This is a genomic window from Actinoplanes sandaracinus (genome assembly GCF_030009775.1).
GTDB lineage: Bacteria > Actinomycetota > Actinomycetes > Mycobacteriales > Micromonosporaceae > Actinoplanes > Actinoplanes sandaracinus.
In genome coordinates this window covers 1-20,405 of record NZ_JASCTH010000059.1, presented here as the reverse complement: position 1 = coordinate 20,405, position 20,405 = coordinate 1, and the positions used below count along the sequence as shown (strand labels likewise).

General features: G+C 70.9%; 18 protein-coding genes. 14 read left to right on the top strand and 4 right to left on the bottom strand.

All coding sequences use genetic code 11. The annotated features are described in order from the left end of the window. Together QLQ12_RS45655 and QLQ12_RS45650 are read left to right on the top strand one after the other, a co-directional pair. The coding region (locus QLQ12_RS45655; protein WP_282767346.1) for a universal stress protein at positions 1 to 477 on the top strand (477 nt) is incomplete at its 5' end. 162 nt (positions 478 to 639) lie between these two features. Continuing rightward, positions 640 to 1,623 (top strand): Acg family FMN-binding oxidoreductase, encoded by a 984-nt coding sequence (locus QLQ12_RS45650; protein ID WP_282767345.1) that lies wholly within the window; start codon positions 640 to 642, stop codon positions 1,621 to 1,623. Positions 1,624 to 1,716: 93 nt separating this feature from the next. Here QLQ12_RS45650 and QLQ12_RS45645 read toward each other — a convergent pair whose 3' ends face one another. Then, positions 1,717 to 2,574 carry a universal stress protein gene (locus tag QLQ12_RS45645; protein WP_282767344.1) on the bottom strand — a complete coding sequence of 286 codons (858 nt, stop codon included), beginning with the start codon at positions 2,572 to 2,574 and terminating at the stop codon, positions 1,717 to 1,719. 408 nt (positions 2,575 to 2,982) lie between these two features. Between QLQ12_RS45645 and QLQ12_RS45640 the strand changes: the two genes are divergently transcribed. From QLQ12_RS45640 to QLQ12_RS45610, 7 genes are all read left to right on the top strand, one after another. Continuing rightward, complete coding sequence (locus QLQ12_RS45640) at positions 2,983 to 3,255, top strand: SHOCT domain-containing protein (protein ID WP_282767343.1); 273 nt, start codon at positions 2,983 to 2,985, stop codon at positions 3,253 to 3,255. Positions 3,256 to 3,408: 153 nt separating this feature from the next. Next, positions 3,409 to 3,801: an Hsp20/alpha crystallin family protein gene (locus tag QLQ12_RS45635; RefSeq protein WP_282767342.1), complete on the top strand. Its 393-nt coding sequence runs from the start codon at positions 3,409 to 3,411 to the stop codon at positions 3,799 to 3,801. Positions 3,802 to 4,243: 442 nt separating this feature from the next. Continuing rightward, positions 4,244 to 5,179, top strand: coding sequence for a universal stress protein (locus QLQ12_RS45630; protein ID WP_282767341.1), 936 nt, complete (start codon positions 4,244 to 4,246; stop codon positions 5,177 to 5,179). Between the two features lie 56 nt (positions 5,180 to 5,235). Continuing rightward, entirely contained in the window at positions 5,236 to 5,523 is a 288-nt protein-coding gene (locus QLQ12_RS45625) for a hypothetical protein (protein ID WP_282767340.1), read from the top strand. Between the two features lie 207 nt (positions 5,524 to 5,730). Beyond that, on the top strand, positions 5,731 to 6,159 hold the full coding sequence (locus tag QLQ12_RS45620; protein ID WP_282767339.1) for a universal stress protein: 429 nt from the start codon (positions 5,731 to 5,733) through the stop codon (positions 6,157 to 6,159). A 140-nt stretch (positions 6,160 to 6,299) separates the two neighbouring features. Continuing rightward, complete coding sequence (locus tag QLQ12_RS45615) at positions 6,300 to 7,748, top strand: DUF4389 domain-containing protein (protein ID WP_282767338.1); 1,449 nt, start codon at positions 6,300 to 6,302, stop codon at positions 7,746 to 7,748. Between the two features lie 99 nt (positions 7,749 to 7,847). Continuing rightward, positions 7,848 to 9,131: a wax ester/triacylglycerol synthase domain-containing protein gene (locus QLQ12_RS45610; protein ID WP_282767337.1), complete on the top strand. Its 1,284-nt coding sequence runs from the start codon at positions 7,848 to 7,850 to the stop codon at positions 9,129 to 9,131. 138 nt (positions 9,132 to 9,269) lie between these two features. Here QLQ12_RS45610 and QLQ12_RS45605 read toward each other — a convergent pair whose 3' ends face one another. Together QLQ12_RS45605 and QLQ12_RS45600 are read right to left on the bottom strand one after the other, a co-directional pair. After that, positions 9,270 to 10,139 carry a universal stress protein gene (locus QLQ12_RS45605; protein ID WP_282767336.1) on the bottom strand — a complete coding sequence of 290 codons (870 nt, stop codon included), beginning with the start codon at positions 10,137 to 10,139 and terminating at the stop codon, positions 9,270 to 9,272. Between the two features lie 70 nt (positions 10,140 to 10,209). Further along, on the bottom strand, positions 10,210 to 12,801 hold the full coding sequence (locus QLQ12_RS45600; protein ID WP_282767335.1) for a cation-translocating P-type ATPase: 2,592 nt from the start codon (positions 12,799 to 12,801) through the stop codon (positions 10,210 to 10,212). 432 nt (positions 12,802 to 13,233) lie between these two features. On the opposite strand from QLQ12_RS45600, the gene QLQ12_RS45595 reads away from it, so the two are divergent. Both QLQ12_RS45595 and QLQ12_RS45590 read left to right on the top strand, forming a co-directional pair. After that, positions 13,234 to 14,136, top strand: a complete 903-nt coding sequence (locus QLQ12_RS45595; RefSeq protein ID WP_282767334.1) for a universal stress protein — start codon at positions 13,234 to 13,236, stop codon at positions 14,134 to 14,136. Between the two features lie 113 nt (positions 14,137 to 14,249). Then, the gene (locus tag QLQ12_RS45590; RefSeq protein ID WP_282767333.1) at positions 14,250 to 14,546 is read left to right on the top strand and encodes an STAS domain-containing protein; all 297 of its coding nucleotides are present in this window, start codon (positions 14,250 to 14,252) and stop codon (positions 14,544 to 14,546) included. A gap of 89 nt (positions 14,547 to 14,635) precedes the next feature. Here the strand turns inward: QLQ12_RS45590 and QLQ12_RS45585 are convergent, their stop codons facing one another. Beyond that, positions 14,636 to 16,357, bottom strand: a complete 1,722-nt coding sequence (locus QLQ12_RS45585) for a sensor histidine kinase (RefSeq protein WP_282767332.1) — start codon at positions 16,355 to 16,357, stop codon at positions 14,636 to 14,638. Here QLQ12_RS45585 and QLQ12_RS45580 point away from each other — a divergent pair. The 3 genes from QLQ12_RS45580 to QLQ12_RS45570 all read left to right on the top strand — a co-directional run. Continuing rightward, positions 16,356 to 16,742, top strand: a complete 387-nt coding sequence (locus QLQ12_RS45580) for a hypothetical protein (protein WP_282767331.1) — start codon at positions 16,356 to 16,358, stop codon at positions 16,740 to 16,742. The genes QLQ12_RS45585 and QLQ12_RS45580 overlap by 2 nt on opposite strands. A 130-nt stretch (positions 16,743 to 16,872) precedes the next feature. Beyond that, a complete protein-coding gene (gene adhE / locus QLQ12_RS45575; protein WP_282767330.1) occupies positions 16,873 to 19,500 on the top strand; it encodes a bifunctional acetaldehyde-CoA/alcohol dehydrogenase in 2,628 nt (875 codons plus the stop codon). Positions 19,501 to 19,747: 247 nt separating this feature from the next. After that, positions 19,748 to 20,405: sigma 54 modulation/S30EA ribosomal C-terminal domain-containing protein (locus tag QLQ12_RS45570; RefSeq protein WP_282767329.1), on the top strand; the 658-nt coding region annotated here is incomplete at its 3' end.

Here is a 20,405-nt window from a genome sequence, read left to right as displayed (position 1 = left end):
GATCCTGCGTGCTGCGAGCAGCTATTTCGCGTCGGAGCTCGGCCCGACCCGGCGACGGTCATGAGGTTCATCGACGAACACCGTGACCGCTTCGCGGTCGCGCTCCTGCTACGGGTTCTGAACATCGGCTGGGATGGCTCGGCAGCCGCCGAGTCGGCTCAGGTGACGGCGGCGCGCCTGTTCCCGGGCCGGCCGGTGGTGCCGGTGTCGGTCAAGGACGGACACAAGCCCGGGGATCGGACGACCTCCGCTCTGGTGGAGGTGCCGCTCGTCGACGGGCATCTGGAGCGTGGGCGCGCCATCGCCGCGGCGTTGACCGCGAAGGCTCGTGCCGAGCATGCCGCGTTGATGGCGGTGGGGTCGCACGGACGTTCGGCGCTGCACGAGATCCTGCTCGGCAGTGTCGCCATGGCGACTCTGCACCACGCCCACCGGCCGGTGCTGGTGGTGCCGTGCAGCGCCGCTGCCGGCGAGTGAGGTCGCGAACATATCTGCACCACGCCCACCGGCCGGTGCTGGTGGTGCCGTGCAGCGCCGCTGCCGGCGAGTGAGGTCGCGAACATATCGAAGCGAGCAGTTGCCGTCGGAATCCCGACGGCAACAGATTCCTCAACAGAACCGAACGGCGGGATGGCTGTCATGAAGCATCAATCCGATACCGCCCTCCAGCAACTCCTCACGCGCTGCGTGCGGGCCGCCGGCTCGGCGCCGTCGCTGCACAACAGTCAGCCCTGGTGGTTTCGGATCGACGGTGACACGGTCGAGGTGCACGCCGACCCCGCTCGCCGGCTGGAGGTCCTCGACCCGTCCGGGCGGGAGCTGATGATCAGCGTGGGCGCCGCCGTGTTCACCCTCCGGGCGGCGATCCGCGGCGCGGGCCGGATACCCGACTTCGACGTCTTCCCGGACCCGGAACTGCCGAACCTGGTCGCCCGGGTCCGGCTGGGCATGCCGTCGCCGCCGTCGGCCATGGCACGCGCACTAGCCGACGCGATCCCACTGCGGCACACCAACCGGCGGCCGTTCCATGCCGCTGTGGTGCCGGCCGATGACCTCGCCCGGCTGCGCGAGGCAGCCGCTTTCGAAGGGGCGATCCTGACCGTCGCCGGCGCCGCCGGCCGTACGATCATCGTCGGCCTCGGGCAGGCCGCGGAGCAGCGGCTGCGCAGCCACACCGGCTACCGCGCCGAGCTGAGCCATTGGACACGCCCCGTCACGGGCCGCCGCGACGGAATCCCGGCGACGGCGATCGGCCCCTGGGACGCGCTGGAACGCATGCCGGTCCGCGACTTCGGTCTGGTCAACGCGCCTCCGGTCCGGCGTTCCGAGCCATTCGAGGCGTACCCCACGATCATGATCCTCGCGACCGGTGGCGACCGGCCGCACGACTGGGTGTGCGCGGGCCAGGCTCTGCAACGAGTCCTGCTGACCGCCACCCGAGCTCATCTGGCCACCACCCCGATCAGCCAACCGGTAGAGGTCCCGGCCATCCGCGAACTCCTGTCCGGCCCCGGCTCCGCCCACCATGCCCAGATGATCATTCGGCTGGGCTACGGGGAGCCGGCGCCCGTGACTCCCCGCCGCCCGCTTGCCGAGGTCCTTCACGAAGACCAGCCTCGATGAGCGCGGCCGTTCCACCGGCGCGTCCGAGCTCTCCCTCGACGCCTAGGCCCGGTGCCAGGTCGTACGGTGCGGGATGTCGAGCGCCGCTGGGAGTCATCGCCGGGCGATCATGACCGGGCAGCCTGCGTGGTGGAGCAGTTGCATGCCGATCGAGCCCGTCCAGGGATGGGAGCCGCGGTTTCCGACGACCACCAGTTGTGCCTGGTGGGAGGCGTCGACGAGCATTTGGGCTGCGGAGCCCGGGACGAGCCTGGCCTCGACCGGGACAGCGGGAAACTCCCGGCGCAACGGAGCCAGTAGCTCGTCGATTTCGTCGGCTGCGCTGGTCTCCAGTGCGGAGGTCGCGGCCGGCAGCATGATCGGAAGTCCGGGTACCACCGGTGGCAGAGGATCACGATAGGCGTGTACGGCCAGCAGGGCGGAATGCCGGAGGGCGGCCACGGCGAACGCGTCCTCAAGAGCGATCCGGCCGGCCGGCGAACTGTCCACGCCGACCACCACCGGATCGCCGGACGCCGTCGCGCGCCCGCGGACCACGACGGCGCTGTGCGGCGCTTGAGTGGCGACGTGCCCGCTGACCGAGCCGAGGAGGAGGCTGGTGAGTCCGCCCCGGCCGCGATGACCGACCACGACCATGGTGGCAGTGGCGGCGTGCTGCAGCAGAACGGCGGCCGGATCACCGGGGACGGTCATGACGTGGACGGTGACCGTCGGGGCGGTCGTCTGGACGATGATGCGTGCCTGGGCCGCTAGCTCCTCGGCCTGCTCCTCGGCGGTGGGAGCCGGAACTCGCCGGGACAGGCCGGGCATGGTGGGCCACGTCTCGTCGTACGTGTGCAAGACGGTCAGTGGCAGGCCACGTCGCTGCGCCTCGACGGCGGCCCACCGGACCGCGGCCTGAGCCGAGCTGGAACCATCGGTGCCGACCAGAATCGGGTGTGGACTGGTCATGATCCCTCCAGCGGTGCGGAAGCCTGCTAGAAGTCCGCAGGTGGGGCTGTGCCGTCGCTAGGTGTGGGTGATCGCCGTGCGAGGCGCCGGTCAGCGGAAAGGCAGTGGGCCACGTCGCCAGGCGGGCCCGGTGGTTGGCGCACACCGTCGAGATGGTTGTTGTGCCCGCAGGATAGCCCGGTCACGCGGTCACGTTCTCTCCTCGAGAGCGGTGGCGCGTTCCAGGCTTCCGGTGTCTCTCCGCAGGGGGTAGGGACCTTCGGCCCCCACCCAGGTGCCGGTGGACGGTACCCGGCGCGGGCAGTCCTGAGTAACGGTGAGGATGTCCCCATCAGACGTGGGACGCCTATTCGGATGGGGCCCAGGCCCGTCCGCGATCCCTGCAGCGCGGGGACCAAGGAGATCACGATGATGTACTACGGCAACGGCATGGGTGGCGGGGGCATGTTCCTCATGATCGTGAACAGCCTGCTGCTCTGGGCGCTGGTGATCGCCGGCATCGTCGCCCTCGTCCGCTACACCCGCCGGGATGCGCAGCGCGGTGACGCGGTGAGGCAGGCGCCTGTGCCGCAGCGGATGCTCGCCGAACGGTACGCCCGTGGTGACATCGACGAAGAGGAGTACATGCGGCGTCTGCAGGTTCTCGACACGACGACCCCGATACACCGGTCCGGCGGCTGATGGGCATGTCGGCGCCTCTTCAGGACGGGGCGGTGATCGTCACGACCCGTCGGTCCCGAGCCGAATCGGGAAACCCCGGGTCGTTCGGCCCTGAACATCGTCGCTGCAGCGAGATGTGATGGAACGAGAACGAGTCGGAAAGGAGGACCTGGGATGACCGCACTGCTGCCACGCCTGTTCGGCGACATGACCGACTGGCTGGAAGTCGACTTCCCACGTCCGCTGCCGGCGATCCGCGTCGAGGACCGAATCACCGACAAGGAGTACGTCTTGCGCGCCGAGCTGCCGGGACTGGACCCTGAGAAGGACGTCCAGATCACCGCGCTGAACGGAGTGCTGACCCTCAAGGCGGAACGGCGGGAGGAGACGGAGGCCCTGAACCGCACCGAGTTCCGGTACGGCATGCTGCACCGGGCGCTGCGGCTGCCGGCAAACGCCGACGAGGCCGCGATCACCGCGACCTACGACAAGGGCATCCTGGAGATCATGGTGCCTCTGACCGCGCCGGAAGTCACCGGCAGGCAGATCACCGTCGCCACGAAGTAACCGGCCCCTACCCGTACCGGCCGGCGCTGTGCACCGGCCGGTACGGCGTTGCTGGACGCTCTCGGGTGCCCGGCGATGCGGGACCAACGGCCGGCTGCTGCTCGGCGGCATCGTGTCGAAGGCATCGTGTTCGAGCTGGTGTTCGCCGCCGCACTGATCTACTTGCCGCCGCTGCGGGCGGCCTGCGGCGCCGCCGCCCTCTCCGTCGCCGAGCTGGCCTTCCTGGCGCCGTTACCGGCGCTGGTATGGGGCGCCGACGAGATCTACCGCGCTCGGCTACGCCGCCCAGCCGCATCGCGGTCACCAGACCCGATGGTGGACACGACAAGATCCCTGCCTCTCCGGGTCCAAAGACTCTGCTGCTCAGGACGCCACGGGCGTGCAATGGAGGCACAAGCACCGGTGACCGCACCGGCGTTTCTGGATTCTCGGAGGTGCCGTCATGACGAACATCGACACGGCCAGGGCGGAAACCGAAGCACGGCGGCACACTGCCGACCTCCGGCGACCGACCCGCTTCGGCGAAGCGATCAACCGTTACCTCGGCGCGGTCGGATACCCCGACCCGTATACCGCCCCGCCGGCCGCCGTCGGAGCTACCGGTGCGGTGAGCAGGGCGGAACGGCTACCGGCCGCTGGTGTGGTCGTGGTCGGTGTCGACGACGATCCGATCAGCTGCATCGCGGTCGACCACGCCGCGATCGAGGCCGAACTGCACGGTTGGGCACTGCGCATCGTGAACGTCCGGCGCAGTGGCAAGGACGGGGCCGGGGAGCGGCTGCTACGCCGGCTCACCGACCGCGTGCACGCCAGCGCGCCGTCCACTCCAGTGACCAGCCGGCTCGCCGTCGGCCCGGATCCGGCGCAACACCTGCTCACCGAAGCCGCGGATGCCGGCCTGCTCGTGGTGGGTCACCGCCGTGGGGCCGCCGCGACCGCGTTCGGCCGCAGCGTCGCCGACCGGGTCGGCCGCCAGCACACCGGGCCGGTCATGGTCGTCCGGATGCCCGGCTGGCCGGTCGGTCCGGAATGGGGCACACGCCCGATCGTGGTGGCCGTGGACGATTCCGAGCCGTCACGGGCGGCTGTGGAGTTCGCGCTCGCCGAGGCCCAGGTCCGCGGCTGCGACGTCACCCTGCTGCATATCGCCGGCGACGGCGCGAATCTCGCCCACCGCCTCGACACACGCACGAACGTGCCGGTCCATCACGAGATCATCTCCGGTGATCCGGTGACGGCACTGCTCGAAGCCTCCGACAAAGCGGCCGCCGTCGTGATCGGCCGTGACGGGCACGGCGTCCTGCCGGGGCCCCTGCTGATCGCGGCCAGCCACGTGCTGCCGCATCGCGCACACTGCCCGGTGTTCCAGGTGGGATGACCACGGCGCCGGCAACACCTGCCATGCTCTTCCACGAACCGGAACAGGAGCCGGCCATGGACGTTCTACTCGTGATCATTGTGGTTCTGCTGACCATGCGGCTGGTCGGTGCCGTCGCTCTGTTCCTCGTCGATCGGGACTGGCGGCGCCCGCCGACGCCGACGGCTGACCCGTGCCTGTCGCCGGTATGGGCACTCCCTCCGACGCCGGTGGCCGACCCGGAGCAGTCGCTACTGCGCCGGCTGCGTTCTGGCGAGATCGACCAGGAACGGTACCGGTCGGAGATCGCCGGCATCGCGCACAGGGACGCGGCGGCGTCACCGCTGCGAGCACCGGTGCGCTGAGCCGGCCTCGAGCCCTCCCAGTTATCACTGGTGTGCCTCAGCATGCGCGGTAGGAAGCGGTGTGCGATGACAACATCATCCAAGCCCACCAACCGCCACCGCGGCGGCGTTGCCTCGCGGACAGGGCTGGACCGCTGCCTCCTCGGCGAGCCGGGTGCCAGGCGCGGCCGGCGTTCCCGTCCGGAGAATGCGAGGAGGCGGCCGCCGATGGCAGCCAGGATCGTCGTCGGTGTCGTCGGCACGGCACCCGCGGAGCAGGCCCTTCGACACGCTTTCGCCGAGGCGGAACGGCGGGGTTGGGCCGTGACCGTGGTCGCGGCCGGCCCCGCCACCGAGCCGGAGGACCTGCTGATCCAGGATCTGATCCGACGGTGGGCGGACAAGCATCACGCCGTCGAGTCGACGTTGCCGGTCTGCCGGACCGTGGACGCGGTGGTCACGCTGGCCGCCGCGAGCCGCGATGCCGATGCTCTGGTCGTGCAGGGCGGCACGGACGTCCGCAGCGCGGCCATGATCGCCGCGCTCGCCCGCCGGGCACACTGCCCTCTCGTGATCACCGGCGACGAGTCCGCGGACGACAGCCCGGCACCCGGCCGCCGTGATCAGGCCGGCGAGCATGTCAGGCCAGGTCGCTGACGGGTATCCGGGCCCGCGCCTCGCCGGCGCGTCTCGGCGCCCACGCGTGGGATGAGGGCCGGACGTCCCGCTAGTGGTGTCCTCCGGCTCTGCCCGGGGCCGGTGCGCCGGGCGTGTGCTGGAGAAAATAGGGAGGTGCCATGGATCGCTACCCGTTGCGAGTCGAAGCGCACCGCGACGAACCTTTGAGCCGCTGGCTCTGGCTGGTCAAATGGTTGCTGCTCGTCCCGCACTACCTCGCTCTGCTGGTGCTCTGGACCGGTCTGGTGGTGCTCACTCTGGTGGCCTACCTGGCCGTGTTGATCACCGGCCGCTATCCGGCTTCAATCCGTTCCTACAACCTCGGCGTGCTGCGCTGGACGTGGCGGGTCGGCTACTACGGCTATCAGGCGCTCGGTACGGACGCCTATCCGCCGTTCACCCTCGCCGACGTCCCGGACTACCCGGCTCGCTTGAGTCTGGCTCCGGCGGAACCGGTACCGCGTTGGCTGCCCCTGGTGGCATGGCTGTTCGCGGTGCCCCACCTGATCATTCTGGGTGCGTTGAACGGTGCGGTCGACTGGACCGCCGGCAACGACGGCACCGTGACGTCCGGCTCGATGAGTGTGATCGCGGCACTCGTGCTCACCGCCGCCGTCGCGCTGCTGTTCACCGGTCACCACCTGCGTGGTCTGTACGACCTGCTGATCGGTGTGGCCCGCTGGAACCTGCGGGTGGCCGCCTATCTCTGCCTGCTCACGCCACGCTACCCGCCGCTGCGCCTGGACCAGGGCGAGTCCGAACCCGACGGACCACCGGATCCTCCGGCGGCCCTTGCGCCTCCCGGTCGGTCCCGGCCTCGGTCGGCCACCGGATCGGTCGTCGCCCTGGTGGCGGGCGTATTGCTGCTCGCCCCCGCGACCGCCGCCGGCATCGGAGGTGGCACGCTGCTGGCGCTCGACGCCAGACGCGACAGCACGGGCTACGTGACGACCCCGGACGTGCGACTGGAGACCGCCACCTCGGCGATCACCGCGGAGCATGTGACCATCACCGACACCGACGTCTGGTCGCGCCGGCTCGGGAACATCGGCGATCTGCGGGTCACCGCGACGTCACCCACCGGCGGAGCGGTCTTCGCGGGTATCGCGCCGCAATCGGCGGTGGGCGCCTGGCTCGCCGGCACCGCACACGACGAACTGATCGGCATGGAACCGGACCAGGCCCGCTACGATCGGGCTCCCGGAATCCTCCGGCCGGCCGCCGAACCCGCCGTTCAGGACTTCTGGCTCGTACAGGACAGCGGCTCCGGTTCCGTCACGCTGCCGTGGGAAACCCGTGACGGCGAGTACGCCGTGGTCATCGCGAACCCGGACGGATCACCCGGAGTCACCGCGGACGTCAACGGGGCGATCCGTGTTCCCGCTCTGGCGGGGCTGGGCGCCGGGCTGCTCATCACCGGCCTGCTGCTGTTGTTCGCGGCCATCGCGTTGATCGTCCTCGGCGGCACCGGGCTGGGCCACCGGCACTTCGGCGAACCACCGTCGGCCGGACCGCCGGGGCCTCCGGCGCCCGTGGTGTCCACTCCGCCGGTCGCCGCCAGTTCCTGACGACCACGTGGACCGCTCGGTCCGGCCGACACTGCCCGGACCGAGCGTGGACCCGGCGGTCCCCCGGCTCGGCACCGAGACTCCGACAAGGAGGCCACAGTGATACGGCACGCCGACCTCAGCGCCGAAGATGTGCTCAACCTGACCGTCGAGACGCCCGGCACGCCCATCAACGTGGCGGCCGTGGCGATCCTCGACGGTGAGGCGCTGCTCGACGACACCGGGCGGCTGCGTACGGCCGAGATCCGCTCCGCAGTCGCTGCCCGCCTTCCCGCCGTGCCGCGGCTGCGTCAGACGCCGTACCTTCCCGGCTTGTTCGCCGGGCGGCCCCGATGGCGGGACGCGTCACGGTTCCGCATCGAGGACCACGTCCAGGTGGCCGAGCTCGCGGAGCCAGGTGGAGAGGAAGCGTTGCTACGCCTGGCCGGACGGCTGATCACGCGGCCGTTCGATCGTTCCCGCCCGCTGTGGCGCCTCTGGCTGGTGCCCGATCTTCCGGGCCGGCGGGTCGGCCTGATATTCGTGCTGCACCACGTCGTCGCCGACGGCATGGCCACGATCCAGATGATCACCACGTTGTTCGGCGCCGCGCCGCAGCCGATGGCCGTATCCCCGCCCCGGCCCCGAACGCCGCCCGGCAACCGTAGCCGGCATGCGACCGGCGGCCTCCGGATGTTCACCCGTTCCTGGCGGGCCCCGCGAAGTTCACTGAACGCGCCCGTGGGGTCACGCCGCCACCTGGCGAGTCTGCACTTCGATCTCGCCGCCGTGAAGGCTGTCGCCCACCGGCACGGCGGCACGGTCAACGACGTGGTGCTCGCTCTCGCCGCCGGCGGGGTTCGCGCGCTGCTCCACAGCCGGGGCGAGCCGCTGGCCGCGCTGCACGTCACCACCTCGGTCGCGGTCTCTCTCCGTGCGCCCGGCACGCAGGCGCGGGCCGGAAACCGGACCGGGGGATTCCTGATCCGGCTACCGCTCGCCGAGCCCGGTCCGGCCGAGCGGCTGCGCCACCTCGCCGCGTCGACCGCTGAAGCGAAACGCGAGCAGTCGGTCACGGCGGGAAACCGGATTCTGGTCGCCCTGGCCCGGATCGGCGCGGCCCGGTGGCTGAGCCGCCATCAGCACCTGACCCAGGTCATGGAAAGCAACATGGCCGGACCGGCCACCCCCGTGACGATGCTCGGTGCGCCGGTGCTGGATGTCGTGGCGATCGGCAACCTCGCCGGCAACGTGGCGCTCTCCGTCGTCGCGCTCTCCTACGCCGGCCGGCTCAACATCACCGTCCACGCGGACGCCGGCGCCTTTCCCGACCTGCCGGTCCTGCTCGCCGGAATCCGTCATGACTGGGCGATCCTCGCCGTCGACCCGCGGACCGGCCCCTGACACCCTCGCCGCTCTGAAAGACGCCGATCCAGCCATACCGCGCGGTATGGCTGGATCGGCGTGCCCGGATCTGGCGTCGACCCGAGCGGTGCTCCGACTGCCTGGTGCCCGACGGAGTTCACGCCCGGGCCGCCGGCCTCAGTGCTCTACGGGCGTCTTGTGGACGACGGCGATGGTGCACGCGGAGTGGCGCAGCAGGTGCTGGCTGACCGACCCGAGCAACATGCCGCGCACCGCGCCGCGTCCCCGGCTGCCGACCACCAGCAGTTGTGCCGTGGTGCTGGCCAGCGCCAGTGCGGCCGCCGGGTGTTCCACGCTCCCTTCGGCCTCGATCATGAGGCCGGGGAACGTGTCGCGGATGCCGGTCACCAGCGTGTCGAAGGGTTCCCGCTCCTCGGCCGTCACCGTGCGCGTGGCCATGGGTGTCTCCTCCCACAGCCCGGTCACCGGTGTCCAGGTCCGGATCACCCGCAGCGGCACGTTGCGGGCCGTCGCCTGCTGGGCCGCGAAGCGGAGCACGGCGGGGGCCAGCGCGGACCCGTCGATGCCGGCGACGACCGGGGCGGTGCCGGCGGGTTCACCGCGGACCACCACGACCGGGCAGCGGGCGTGGGCGCTGACGGCGGAGCTGACCGAGCCGAGCAGCCCGGCGACGGCGCTGTGCCCGCGCGCGCCGACGACGACGAGCCGGGCCTCGGTGGACCGGCCGATCAGGGTCGCCGATGCGTACGCCCGGACGGTGGTGGCGGTGACGTGCACCGTGGGATGGGTCTCCTTCGCCGTGGTGACGGCGGTGTCGAGCATTCCCGTGATGACGTGCTCGACGTAGCTGTCCGGGCGGATCGCCACGGTCGGAGCCATGCTCGCGGCGGGCGCCCAGAGCGGCCATTCGTCGGCGTAGACGATCTCCGCCGGTGCGGCGGTCCGGGCTGCCTCGTCCAGGGCCCACGTCAGAGCGGTGTGAGCGTCGGGTGATCCGTCATATCCGATGACGATGGTGTTGTTCACGGTACGGCCCTCCTTTCCGGTTCCGTGCGTCGCGCGGGGAGCGCGTCGCGCGGGCCGACCGTTCTCTTCCTTATTCGACATCAGTCGATGCATTTGCGGGCAGGGCATCTGGACCCGGTGGGACGGGCCGGACGGCCCGGGTCCAGTGCCGCCGGTCGGCGAGCCGCAGGGCAAGGCCCGGGATCACCGCGACGCCGAAGCACGCCAGGATGGTCGCGGCGGTGAGCGGATCGGTGCCCAGCAAGGTCTGCAACGGGCCGGCCAGCACTCCGGCCAACTGCAGGAGCACGCACACCGCCACCGCGCCGATCAGCGACCAGTTCCGGCTTGTTCCGGCGGCCGGCCTGGCGCGGACGGCGAGGGCGACGCCGAGCTGGGCCAGACCGAGGACCAGGAACATCACCGACTGCCACGGCAGTCCCATACCGTTGGCGGTGACTCCGGCGGCCAGGGTGACGGTGGCGACGATGGTTCCACCGACGAGGATGTCGCGCAGCAGGCCGGCGCCGAGCACCGATTCCTGCGGCGACCGCGGAGGCCGGCGAAGGACGTCGGTCTCTGCCGGTTCGGCGCCGAGCGCGACACCGGGAACCCCGTGGGTGAGCAGGTTGATCCACAGGAGCTGGGCGGGCAGCAGGGCCAGTGGCATACCCATCAGCGGTCCGGCCAGCATGACGATGAGCTCGGCGACCCCGCCGGACAGGCCGTAGCGCAGGAACCGGCGGATGTTGTCGTAGATCCGCCGTCCCTCGCCGATCGCCTTCGCGACGGTGGCCAGGTTGTCGTCGACCAGTACCAGTTCGGCGGCCTGCCGGGCGACCTCCGTGCCGCTGCCCATGGCGACGCCGATGTCGGCGCGGCGCAGCGCGGGCGCGTCGTTGACGCCGTCGCCGGTCATGGCCACGACCTCGCCGCGTTCCTGAAGGGCGGCGATGATGTCGAGTTTCTGTTCCGGTTGAGTGCGGGCGTACACCCGGGCGTGCGCGATCGTCTCACCGGTCAGCGGGCCGGTGTCGCCCCGGGCGACGGTGTCGCCCGGGCCGAGAAGGCCGAGCTGTCTGCCGATGGCGGTCGCGGTTCCCGGGTGATCGCCGGTGATCAACAGCAGGCGTACGCCGGAACGCTCGAATGCCGCCGCGGTGTCGCGTGCCGTGGCGCGCAGCGGGTCTCCGATACCCACCAGTCCGGCGGCGTGCAGCGGGGGAGGAGCTGCCGGGTCGGGAATCTCCGCGCTGACCGCGGTGGCGACGGCGAGCACGCGCAGCCCGTCGGCGGCCAGGTCTGTCGCGGCGCTCAGCAGAGCCGGGTCGGACTCGGCGTCGAGCACGGATTCCGGGGCTCCCTTGCAGATGGTCAGATAGCCGCCGGAGGGGAGCCGGTGGACCGTGGTCATCCGGCGGCGGGTCTGATCGAAGGGATGTTCCGCCACCCGGGCGGCGGCGGCACGTTCACCCGCCGGATCCAGGCCACACCGCCCGGCGAAGGCGAGCAGCGCCGCCTCCATCGGGTCGCCGGCCGCAGCCCACTGCGTACGCTCACCGTCCGGTGGCAGCAGGCCGGCGTCGTTGCACAGCGCCCCGCCGCGGGCCAGGTCCCACAAGGCAAGGGGAACGGTCGCCAGGACACCGTCCGGGCCGCTGATCTCGCCGTCGGGGGCGTACCCGGCCCCGGAGACCGTAAAGCGGGTGCCGTCGGCCGTGACCGCCTGCTGCACGGACATCCGGTTCTCGGTGAGCGTTCCGGTCTTGTCGGAGGCGATCACGGTGACCGAGCCGAGGGTCTCCACCGCGTGCAGGCGGCGTGGGATGGCACGGGTGCTGGCCATCCGCCGGGCGCCGAGGGCCAGGGCCAGGGTCACGACGGCCGGCAGGCTCTCCGGCACCGCCGCCACCACCAGGCTCACCGCGGTGATCGCCATGCGTACCAGCGGCTGACCGGCAAGCAGACCGAGGGCGAACACCACCGCCGACACCGCGACAGCCGCCAGGCCGAGCGTCCGGCCGAGCGCGGCGATGCGCCGCTGCAACGGCGTCGGACCCGGCCGGGTACGGGCCACCAGCTCGGCGATCCGGCCGAGTGCGCTCGCTGCCCCGGTCCGTGCCACGGTGCCGGCGGCCCGGCCGCTGGTCAGTACGGTGCCCGCACCGGCCGTCTCGGCCACACCCCGATGCACCGGGACGGACTCGCCGGTCAGCGAGGACTCGTCGAACGTGGCGCGCTGTGCCTCGGTGAGCTCCAGGTCGGCGGGGACGATGTCGCCGGCTTCCAGGCGCACGTGGTCGCCGCGCACCAGTTCGGCGGCCGGCACGATCTGGTCACGTCCGTCGCGGATCACCCGTGCCACCGGTGCGGCGAGCTGGTCCAGTGCGGCGATCGCGGCGTCCGCCCGCACCTCCTGCACCACCCCGATGAGGGTGTTCACCGCGACCACCAGAACGATGATGACGGTGTCCGGGAGATCCCGGAGCACAGCGGTCACGGTCCCGGCGATCAGCAGCAGCGCGACGAGCGGGTCGGCGAGCTGTCGTCCCACCCGGGCGAGAATGCCACGACGTGGGGGAGCGGCGACGATGTTGGGGCCGTCCGCGGCGAGGCGTTCGGCGGCCTCACCGCTCGAGAGCCCGGTCAGGGTGGGAACAGCCGTTTGGACTCTGCTCGTCATCGTCATCATTGCCCTTCCGGCAACCACATACCGGTATGCCGCATCTCCACCATGCGCGGGCGGTGTCCGCGAACGGTAGGGCCGACGGCCCTGAGTGCGACCACAAATCACCATGCCGACGAGGCGACAGATGGTGCTGGAATCGCTGGTGCCGGCGTCCACCGGGCCGATGCCGTGCCTGGCGCCGGCTGGTGCCCGTCTTGGCGACGGTGGGCCTGGTGGCTCGACGGCCACGCCTTTCGCCCGGCCGGCGTGGCTTCCGGCTCGGCCGGTGGACGCCTGGGACAAAGCGTTGCGCGGTCCTTCCCGAGGGAACAGGGCCGTAGGTCCTGATCGACTCAGCGTGACCGGCGTCTCCAGGGGCCCAACGGACCGTCATGCGGTGCCTTGCGGCCGTGCCGCGGCCGGTTCCGGGCGGCTTAGCGTTCACCTATGAACAGGGTCGTGTCGGTTCAGGAGAAGCTGCCCGTGGTGATTGGCGTCGATGGGACACCGGCGGCGTCGCATGTCGTCGATCTTGCCGCTGCGGAAGCCGCGTACCGCGGCGCGCCGTTGGTGGTCGTGCATGCCTGGCCGGGCCGGCATTTCGGGTTGCCGCGGCCTCGGGCGACCGTACCGGACCGGGCCGAGGGTGAACACCTGCTCGACCTCGCCGCACGCCGAGCCCGGCAGGTCGAACCGCAGCTGAAGGTCACCACCGCGTTGATGGACGAAGGCCCGGCGGAAGCGCTGCTTCGGTGGTCCTCCCAGGCCTGTTTGCTGGTGGTCGGGCATCGCGACGAGAGGCTGGCCCATCACGGGTGGGGGCCGACCGCCGCCTATCTGGCTCACCACAGCATCTGCCCACTGCTCGTGAACCGGGGACCGGCTCCCTCCCGGGGACCGGTGATCGTGGCCGTATCCGGCCGGCACACGACGACCCTGCGACAGGCCTACGAAGCAGCGGCGCACACGGGCAGCACACTCACCGCCGTTCACGTCACGGCCTCCGGACGGGGCGCAACCACCCGTGACACCGGGCGCGCCACGGCCGAACACCGACTCGACGCGGCGCTGAGCGCGTGCGGCGCCTCCTGGCCGGACGTTCCGGTCACACGGATGCTCATCGGCGAGAACGACATCGCGTACACGCTGGAGCGTGCGGCCTGGCGTGGCTGTTTGCTCGTGGCTGGTATGGGACACAAGGGCTGGGTGGTCGAGGCGCTGTACCGTTCCGGCGGCGTCACGTCGACCGGCCGCCGTCTCTGCCCTGTCCTCCTCGTGCCGCCCGCCCGGCCGAACGTGGCCCTGCCACCGCGGACGGCGGCGGCGCGCCGCGCGACCCTGACCGGGTAGGCGAAACAGAGCCCGCCCGGGCTCCCGGCCGAGCGTTTCCGCCCTGACCCACCGAGGCTCAGCGGCCGGGCCACCTTGCTTCAGCCGACGGGAAACCCGGGCTGCGGCTGGCCTTGTACACCGCAACACGGTCCGGCAGCCCCGCACCGACCGCGGCTGCGGCGCTCTTCCGTGAGCGGATCACCGTGCTGCTTCCCCGGCGCGCACCTCGCATCGAGTGGGACCTGCGTGAGATCGGCTTCTGCGATGCCGCAGGTGTCCGGGAGGTGGTCACACTGCGTGACCACCTGGAGCAGCAGGACGCCGAGGTGGTGTTGGTGGCGGCCAGCCCCACGGTGCGGTTGGTGCTGCATCTGCTCGGCATGGCCGGCTGGGCGTGGTGGCATTCGCCGATGACGACGGACGGTTGAACCCGCCCTTACCGGCGCCGGTCGAGCAGCCCATGACGATCGCCTGCCATGACGCCACGACGCCGTGGCTGCGGGAACACCTCCCTCCTCTATCCGCTGATAGGGGCCCGCCAGGTCAGCACCGTGCCGGAGCCGTGCGGGGCGGGGCCGATCTCGAAGGCGCCACCGATGTCGTGGGCACGTTCGCCCATGTTGACGATGCCACCGCGGGCTCGGCTCGGGTCGAATCCGACGCCATCGTCCTCGATGTGGAGCACGACCTCGCCGTCAGCGGCACGCACGGACACACGAGCGCTGCTGGCGCGGGCATGCCGGGCGATGTTCGACAGCGCCTCGCGTAGCACTGCCAGGATCTCGGGTTTGATGTCGTCGGGAATCGCGCTGTCCACCGGGCCGGAGGTGTCCAGCTCCGGCCGGAAGCCCAGCGTCTCGGCGGCGGCCTCGACCGTCTCGCCGAGCTCGGCACGCAGCGAAGGGCCGATCGGGGTACGCAGCTCGAAGATCGAGCGGCGGATGTCGCGGATGGTCGCGTCCAGGTCGTCGACCGCGGCGTTGATCCGCTTGATCGCTTCCGGCTTGGCGGCATGCGGGACGGCGCCCTGCAGTTGCATGCCCGTGGCGAACAGCCGCTGGATGACCACGTCGTGCAGGTCCCGGGCGATACGCTCACGGTCCTCCAGGACCACGAGCAGTTCGCGTTCCTCCTGCGCGCGGGCGCGTTCGAGGGCCAGAGCGGCGTGCCCGGCGAAGGTCGACAGTTGTACCGCGTCATCGTCGTCGGACGGCTGCCCGGCGGGCCGGGTCACGATGAGCACACCGTGCAGCGTGTCGGCTCCCGCCAGGGGAACGGCCATCGCGGGGCTGTCCGGCACCGGACCGGGCCACTCGGCGACCGTGCGCAGGTTGTCGACGGCCCGGTATTTCTCCCGCCCGAGCTTCTCGGCCGCGGCCGGGTCCAGAGCAACGAATTTGCCGGCCAGGTCGCCGCATGACGGGCTCGTGCCGTCGGCGGCCTCGATGGTGTAGCGGCTGTTCTCCTCGTCGTACAGCATGATCAAAACCAGTTCGGCGCCGGCCACCTCGCGGGCGCGGCGGGCGATCAGCCGCAGTGCCTCGGTGCGGCGGACGGTGCCGACGAGCATGCCGGTGATCTCCGCAGTGGCGGCGAGCCACCGCTCGCGCCGCTGAGCGAGCGTGAACAGGCGGGCGTTGTCGATGGCGACGCCGGCCGCGGCGGCGAGGGCCACGACGATCTCCTCGTCGTCGTCGCTGAATTCGGCGGCGCCCTGTTTCTCGGCGAGGTAGAGGTTGCCGAAGATCTGGTCCCGGGTGCGTACCGGTACGCCGAGGAAGCTGTGCATCGGGGGATGGTTCGGCGGGAAGCCGTAGGACTGCGGGTGCCGGGTGATGTCCGGCAGGCGGACCGGCCGGGGTTCGGTGATGAGCAGGCCGAGGACGCCGCGGCCGTGTGGCAGGTCGCCGATGCGGGCGTGGGTCTGCGGGTCGATGCCGTGGGTGATGAAGTCGGACAGTTCGGTGCGATCGTTGCCGATCACGCCGAGAGCGCCGTAGCGGGCGCCGACGAGGGCGCAGGCGGACTCGACGATGCGTTGCAGCGTGCTGCGCAGGTCCAGATCGGTGCCGATGCCGACCACGGCGCTCAGCAGCGCCCGCAGGCGTTCCCGGCTGGTCATCACCTCGCCGACGCGGTCCAGCATCTCCTGCAGCAGTTCGTCGAGACGAACCCGGGAGAGCGGACGCAGCCCCAGCGTGATCGGTTCAGCCTCGTCGTCCGAGAAGAGATCTGCCATGGAAGACAGACTATTGCCGAAGGGCCTGCTCTACGAAACGGGCGACATGGGCCCTTTCGTGCAGAGCTCGTCCGTCGGACACAGCATGACGAGGACTCGTACCGTCCTGCGGCCACGCCCTCGGGCACGAGCGCTGTTCGCGGTGCCGGTGTGCCCCGCGGGACGAGCGCGGCCGACCACGCCGCTCGGGCATGGTTCAGCGGCTGTCGGTGTGGCGGCACTCGTGCGCGTCTGGCAGGTCTTCCCGTTCCAGTTCAGCACCGAGCCGTTGGTGTGGGCCCTGGTGGCGCGGTCCGTTCTGGGGTTCGCTCTCGTTGCCGGTGTCGTCGCGATCGTGGTCCAACTCGTGCGGTTGCCGCATGCCGTGACAGACCGGGAGCACTGATCCACTCGATGGTCGGGACCTTGGTCCCGGCCGGGCGGGTCGCTGGGCACCCGCGCGAGGCGGGCGTGAACGCGACGATGGACCCGTGCCCGGACGACAGCTCCCGGCACTGACGATCGGAGTGATCCACATGACCGCCGTAGCCGTGACCACCGCCCTGCCCGGCGAGACCGGCGCCGCCATCGACACCCTGGTCGGCAACGGCTCCAAGGCCCTGGACGAGTACGCCGGCTTCGACCAGGAGCGCATCGACCGGATCGTCGCGAAGGCGTCGGTGGCCGCGCTGAGCCGGCACGGCGACCTGGCACGGCTCGCGGTCGCCGAGACCGGCCGGGGTGTCTTCGAGGACAAGGCCGTCAAGAACATCTTCGCGTGCGAGCACGTCACCAACCACATGGCAGGCCTGAAGACGGTGGGGGTCATCGCCCGCGACGAGATCAACGGCATCGTCGAGATCGCTGAGCCGGTCGGTGTGGTCTGCGCCGTCACGCCGGTCACCAATCCGACGTCGACCACCATCTTCAAGGCCCTGCTCGGGCTCAAGACGCGTAACCCGATCATCTTCGCCTTCCACCCCGCCGCGCAGCTGTGCAGCGCCGAGGCGGCCCGGATCGTCCGGGACGCCGCCGTCGCCGCCGGTGCTCCGGAACACTGCATCCAGTGGATCGAGCAGCCGTCGATCGAGGCCACCGGCGCGCTGATGCATCACCCGGGGGTGTCGACGATCCTCGCGACCGGCGGCAACGGCATGGTGCGGGCGGCCTACTCGGCCGGGAAGCCGGCCCTCGGCGTCGGTGCCGGCAACGTGCCGGCCTACGTCCATCGTGGGGCGAAGCTGCGCCGGGCCGTGCACGACATCGTGCTGTCGAAGTCGTTCGACAACGGCATGATCTGTGCCTCCGAGCAGGCTGCCATCATCGACACCGCGGTGTACGAGGCGGCGCTGACCGAGTTCCGGAACCTGCACGCCCACGTGGTCACCACCGACGAGAAACGCCGGCTCGAGGAGTTCATCTTCGGCACCGAGGCCGGAGGCGCGGGCTGCTCCGGCGCACGCCTCAACCCCGACGTCGTCGGGCAGAGCGCGGCCTGGATCGCCGAGCGGGCCGGCTTCACCGTGCCGGCCGGAACGTCGCTGCTTCTCGTGGAGGTCGACCACGTCGGCCCCGCCGAGCCGCTCACCCGGGAGAAACTCTGCCCGGTCCTCGCGGTGCTGCGTGCGGCGACGACCGAGGACGGCATCCGCTACGCCGAGCAGATGGTCGAGTTCGACGGCCTCGGTCACAGCGCCGTGATCCACACGGAGGACGAAAAGCTGGCCGAGGAGTTCGGGCGGCGGGTCAAGGCGGTGCGCGTCATCTGGAACGCCCCGGCGTCACAGGGTGGCATCGGTGACATGTACAACGCGTTCCTGCCGTCGCTGACGCTGGGATGCGGCAGCTACGGCCACAACTCGGTGTCGAACAACGTCACCGCGGTGGATCTCATCAACGTCAAGCGGATCGGCCGGCGCGCCAACAATCTGCAGTGGTTCAAGGTGCCCTCGAAGATCTACTTCGAGCCCAACGCCATCCGTTACCTGGCCGACATGCCGGACGTGCACCGGGTCACCGTGGTCACCGATCACACCATGACGAAGCTGGGGTACGTCGACCGGCTCATCACCGTTCTGCAGCGGCGGCCCGAGCGGGTGGCGCTGCAGGTCATCGACGACGTCGAACCGGAACCCAGCGTGGACACCGTCGACCGGGGCGCGGAGCTGATGCGCTCGTTCCAGCCCGACACGATCATCGCGCTGGGTGGCGGCTCGGCCATGGACGCCGCCAAGGTGATGTGGCTGCGCTACGAGCACCCGGAGGTGGTGTTCGCCGACATGCGGGAGAAGTTCTTCGACATCCGCAAGCGGGCGTTCAAGTTCCCGGCTCTCGGCGAGCGGGCCCAGCTGGTCTGCATCCCCACCACGTCGGGCACCGGCGCCGAGGTGACACCGTTCGCCGTCATCACCGACACCGCGAGTGGAAAGAAGTTTCCCCTGGCCGACTACGCCCTGACCCCGAGCGTCGCGATCGTCGACCCGGTGCTCGCGGCCGATCTGCCGCCCGCCATCACGGCCGACAGCGGCTTCGACGCGCTGACCCACGCCACCGAGTCGTACGTGTCCGTCTATGCCAACGACTTCACCGACGGGCTCGCGCTGCAGGCCATCAAGCTCATCTTCGCCAACCTCGAGCGGGCCGTGCACCACGGCGGAGCCGACCCCGAGGCACGGGAGAGGATGCACAATGCCGGAACCATCGCCGGCATGGCGTTCGGCAGCGCCTTCCTGGGCATCGTGCACGCCATGTCGCACACCCTGGGCGCGACCTTCCACGTGGCACACGGACGGACCAACGCGATCCTGCTGCCGCACGTCATCCGCTACAACGGTTCCGCGCCGGCCAAGCTGACCGGCTGGCCCAAGTACGAGTGCTACCGGGCGCCGGAGCGCTTCCAGGACATCGCCCGCATGCTCGGCCTCCCGGCGGCCACCCCGCAGGAGGGCGTCGAGTCCTACGCCGCGGCGGTGGAAAGGCTCCGCGACGCGGTCGGCATCGAGCCGTCCTTCAAGTCCGTAGGCGTCGACGAGGAGGACTTCCTGGAAGCGCTGCCGCAGCAGGCGGTCAACGCCTACGAGGACCAGTGCGCCCCGGCCAACCCGCGCATGCCGATGCTCGACGACATGCAGCAACTCATGCGGGCCGCCTACTACGGTTCCTAGCCCTGGCCCGGCGGTTCGCCGCCGATAGCTGATCGGGCGGAACTCCCGTGGCCGTTCGGCCCTTGCTCACCCGCACGGGTGGGGCCGATCGGCACTGTCCCGGCAGGGCCACGCCTGGATAGTGTTCGTTCAGCTTGTTCCGGCGGTGAGAGAGCGGCGCCGCGCTCGCGCCGCCCTCCGGCAGCGGGAGGCGCCGCTCGGTCCCGCCGGCAGACCTGACCCCAATCCTCATGGAAGAGAACGGCGCATGTCGGCTCGCCGCAACGTGACACGAGAACACCCCGCCGTGGCCGTGTCCGGCCCGGTCACCGCCGAGGAATCGGCGTACGCCCAGCGCGTCATCGGCGATGTCCTCGCCACCGTCGACCACGCGGCCGAACACCTCAGGGCACGCCTGAGCCCGTACGGCGGGTACGACACCACTGCGTTCACGGTGGTGGCGCAGGTGAACGTGGCCGTCCGGGCCCGGATGATCAGGGTGCAGACGGCCGCGCCCACGGTCCGGGAGTCGATCGATCAGGCCGCCGCCGGGCTGTTGCTGCGACTGCACCGCCTCGACCAGCACCTGGCCGCCGAGCGTTCCGGCGACGTCGGTTTCGTGGCGGGCGAGTGGTGTTCGCCGTACCCGCAGAGCCCGATCGGCCTGGCCGGTCCGCGGACGGCGGCCGGGCGCATCGTGCGGATGAAGGACTACCACCTGGCCGTGCAGACCCCGGACTCGGCGGCGTTCGCGATGGACCTGCGTGACTATCCGTTCCATCTGTTCGTCGACGACGCCACCGGCGGGGACGCGCTGGTCCACCGGGACGGCGCCACCGGCTACAGCCTGCACCGGTCGGTGCCCGCGCCGGCGCCCGCCGGCCTCACCGTGCCGTTGACGATCCAGCGATGGCCGGCGGTGCCGA

Excerpts from the sequence above, each read along its gene's own strand:
- QLQ12_RS45650 (WP_282767345.1), top strand. The coding sequence starts at position 640 with ATGAAGCATCAATCCGATACCGCCCTCCAGCAACTCCTCACGCGCTGC.
- QLQ12_RS45585 (WP_282767332.1), bottom strand. The coding sequence starts at position 16,357 with ATGGCAGATCTCTTCTCGGACGACGAGGCTGAACCGATCACGCTGGGG.
- QLQ12_RS45635 (WP_282767342.1), top strand. The coding sequence starts at position 3,409 with ATGACCGCACTGCTGCCACGCCTGTTCGGCGACATGACCGACTGGCTG.
- QLQ12_RS45630 (WP_282767341.1), top strand. The coding sequence starts at position 4,244 with ATGACGAACATCGACACGGCCAGGGCGGAAACCGAAGCACGGCGGCAC.
- QLQ12_RS45600 (WP_282767335.1), bottom strand. The coding sequence starts at position 12,801 with ATGACGAGCAGAGTCCAAACGGCTGTTCCCACCCTGACCGGGCTCTCG.
- QLQ12_RS45625 (WP_282767340.1), top strand. The coding sequence starts at position 5,236 with ATGGACGTTCTACTCGTGATCATTGTGGTTCTGCTGACCATGCGGCTG.
- QLQ12_RS45640 (WP_282767343.1), top strand. The coding sequence starts at position 2,983 with ATGATGTACTACGGCAACGGCATGGGTGGCGGGGGCATGTTCCTCATG.
- QLQ12_RS45580 (WP_282767331.1), top strand. The coding sequence starts at position 16,356 with ATGGAAGACAGACTATTGCCGAAGGGCCTGCTCTACGAAACGGGCGAC.
- QLQ12_RS45645 (WP_282767344.1), bottom strand. The coding sequence starts at position 2,574 with ATGACCAGTCCACACCCGATTCTGGTCGGCACCGATGGTTCCAGCTCG.
- QLQ12_RS45620 (WP_282767339.1), top strand. The coding sequence starts at position 5,731 with ATGGCAGCCAGGATCGTCGTCGGTGTCGTCGGCACGGCACCCGCGGAG.
- QLQ12_RS45615 (WP_282767338.1), top strand. The coding sequence starts at position 6,300 with ATGGATCGCTACCCGTTGCGAGTCGAAGCGCACCGCGACGAACCTTTG.
- QLQ12_RS45595 (WP_282767334.1), top strand. The coding sequence starts at position 13,234 with ATGAACAGGGTCGTGTCGGTTCAGGAGAAGCTGCCCGTGGTGATTGGC.
- adhE (WP_282767330.1), top strand. The coding sequence starts at position 16,873 with ATGACCGCCGTAGCCGTGACCACCGCCCTGCCCGGCGAGACCGGCGCC.